Annotated in this window: 3 protein-coding genes and 1 pseudogene; 2 read left to right on the top strand and 2 right to left on the bottom strand. The window is 40.6% G+C overall.

Annotated elements, in window-relative coordinates:
- Positions 1-59: 59 nt before the first annotated feature.
- Both OGM63_RS08325 and OGM63_RS08320 read left to right on the top strand, forming a co-directional pair.
- A complete protein-coding gene (locus OGM63_RS08325; RefSeq protein ID WP_263745046.1) occupies positions 60-509 on the top strand; it encodes a DUF3531 family protein in 450 nt (149 codons plus the stop codon).
- Positions 510-521: 12 nt separating this feature from the next.
- Positions 522-950 carry an NUDIX hydrolase gene (locus OGM63_RS08320; RefSeq protein WP_263745045.1) on the top strand — a complete coding sequence of 143 codons (429 nt, stop codon included), beginning with the start codon at positions 522-524 and terminating at the stop codon, positions 948-950.
- An 80-nt stretch (positions 951-1,030) separates the two neighbouring features.
- Here OGM63_RS08320 and rsmG read toward each other — a convergent pair whose 3' ends face one another.
- Both rsmG and OGM63_RS08310 read right to left on the bottom strand, forming a co-directional pair.
- Positions 1,031-1,780 carry a 16S rRNA (guanine(527)-N(7))-methyltransferase RsmG gene (rsmG, locus tag OGM63_RS08315; protein WP_263745044.1) on the bottom strand — a complete coding sequence of 250 codons (750 nt, stop codon included), beginning with the start codon at positions 1,778-1,780 and terminating at the stop codon, positions 1,031-1,033.
- A gap of 148 nt (positions 1,781-1,928) precedes the next feature.
- Positions 1,929-2,083 (bottom strand): annotated as a pseudogene (locus tag OGM63_RS08310) (photosystem II q(b) protein); the annotation flags it as partial.

Raw genomic sequence — 2,083 nt, 5'->3', positions numbered from 1 at the left:
CCCATTCCCCATTCCCCACTCCCCACTCCCCATTCCCCATTACCCATTCCCAATTTGATATGCATATTCAATTTCGCGAATTTAATCCTTTTGATGTTTGGATTTGGCTATGTTTCACTACAATTCCTTCTGAACGAGAAAAGCAGTATGTAGAAGAAGTTTTCAATTCTTGGTTTTATTTAGGCAAGTTAGGTGCATTTAATGCCGAAAATCTCCAGGTACAGGAAACAGGACTAGAGCTGAGTTACATGAATTATGACTCCAAAGGTTATGACAAAAGCTTGTTAGCGCTGATGCATAATATGGGTGAGTTTGAATATGAGGGAACTTGGGCACGTTGTTGGTTTGATATGGGAACTAGTGATGCGATCGCTCTCGATATTTTAATCAATTCTCTCACACAATTGAGTGAGGAATATGTCACCATTGAGCAATTATATATCGGCGGTGAAAATGAAGATTGGTCTGTTGAAGATAGCGAAAGCCATCACTTTTCGCAGAATAATTAATTTTTAACTACAATGCATAAACCAGGTGAAATTCGCGTTCTAGCTTTGGGAATAATTAAAAAAGGCGATCGCACTTTTATTTCTCAAGGCTACGATCCGATAAAGCAGCAAACTTTTTACCGCGCAATGGGTGGTGGTGTTGACTTTGGAGAAACCAGTTTGGAAGCACTTCAGCGAGAATTTCAAGAAGAAATTCAAGCCGAATTAACCAACATTCATTACTTGGGTTGTATAGAAAATCTTTTCACTTTTAATGGTAAACAAGGTCACGAAATCTTACAGATATATCAATGTGATTTTGTAGATCCAAAGTTTTATCAACTGGAAAATTTAGTCTTTGCTGAAGGTGAAAGACAAAAAACAGCGCTTTGGGTAGAAATTACTCGTTTTAAATCAGGAGAATTAAAGTTAGTACCCGAAGAGTTTTTAGAGTATTTATGAAGCAACCAGTTTCAAGAAGAAATCCAAGCATAATTAACAAACATTCGCTACTTTTACCCCCCTTGTCCCCTCATTCTCCGCTAAAGCGGGTTTTGAGTAGGTATACCAACAGCGCGGGGAAATTTAGTTGGTGTATTAATCACCTTCCGCAAGTACAAGCAGTGACGAATGCTATTACTTAAAGGAGTTGTAAATTTTTCAATTGATTCAATAACACCACCTAGCTGCTCAACAGCATTCTCCAAAGCTGTTGTTTCTTCCTCTGTCCAATTACCCCGGTAAATTACCGCTAAACCTTTCTTTTTCAACAAGGGTAAAGTATATTCCGCACAAGCAGATCCTGTGCCTACAGCGCGGATTAGGGCAACATCGTAACGTTCTCGATGTTGGGTTTGCTGACCTATTTCTTCGGCTCTGCCAAGAAGAGTTTTAGCGTTGCTTAAAGCAAGTTCGCTTAATGTCTTTTCAATAAAAGTAATTTTTTTTCCAGTTGAATCTAAAAGAGTAATTTGACAATTAGCGATCGCAGATGCGACAGGAATACCCGGAAAACCCGCACCTGTACCAATATCAATAAAAGCGGGACAAGCAGAGGACACAGAAAAGTCTATTTCACCAGATAACAGTGGGGCAATTCCCCGTAAGGAATCCCAAAGATGTTTTTCCCAAAATTCTTCGGGGTTGACGATCCGAGTTAAATTTAATTGACGGTTGCCTTCGAGAATTAATTCATAAAGTTGTTGGAATTGCTTTTGCTGTTGGGTAGTAGGTTGCCAATTGAGAGTTTGCTGCCAAATGTCTACCAGAGATGGCAGTAAGGGTTTAGTCATTGTTATTAATAACGCATCAACTACCACAAGCTTATTTCCGCGCTAAAGCGCTGACTACGAAATCATACTAAAAAACGCCCCCCGAATCTCGGAAGACGCTTTTGAATCGTAGAGACGTTCCACCGGAACGTCTCCTCTACATTCAGTATTAACCGTTGATAGCAGGTGCAGTCAATGCTACAGGAGCGAAGTCAGCAGCAGCCAAATCTAGAGGGAAGTTGTGAGCGTTGCGCTCGTGCATTACTTCCATACCTAGGTTAGCGCGGTTGATTACGTCAGCCCATGTGTTGATGACGCGACCAC

The sequence above is a fragment of the Plectonema radiosum NIES-515 genome, assembly GCF_025753815.1.
In the GTDB taxonomy this organism is placed as follows: Bacteria; Cyanobacteriota; Cyanobacteriia; order Cyanobacteriales; family Nostocaceae; genus Hassallia; species Hassallia radiosum_A.
This window is presented reverse-complemented; position numbering and strand designations above follow the sequence as displayed.

What these genes read in the sequence shown, in the direction of transcription:
- OGM63_RS08325 (WP_263745046.1), top strand. Translation starts at nt 60, where the DNA reads ATGCATATTCAATTTCGCGAATTTAATCCTTTTGATGTTTGGATTTGG.
- OGM63_RS08320 (WP_263745045.1), top strand. Translation starts at nt 522, where the DNA reads ATGCATAAACCAGGTGAAATTCGCGTTCTAGCTTTGGGAATAATTAAA.
- rsmG (WP_263745044.1), bottom strand. Translation starts at nt 1,780, where the DNA reads ATGACTAAACCCTTACTGCCATCTCTGGTAGACATTTGGCAGCAAACT.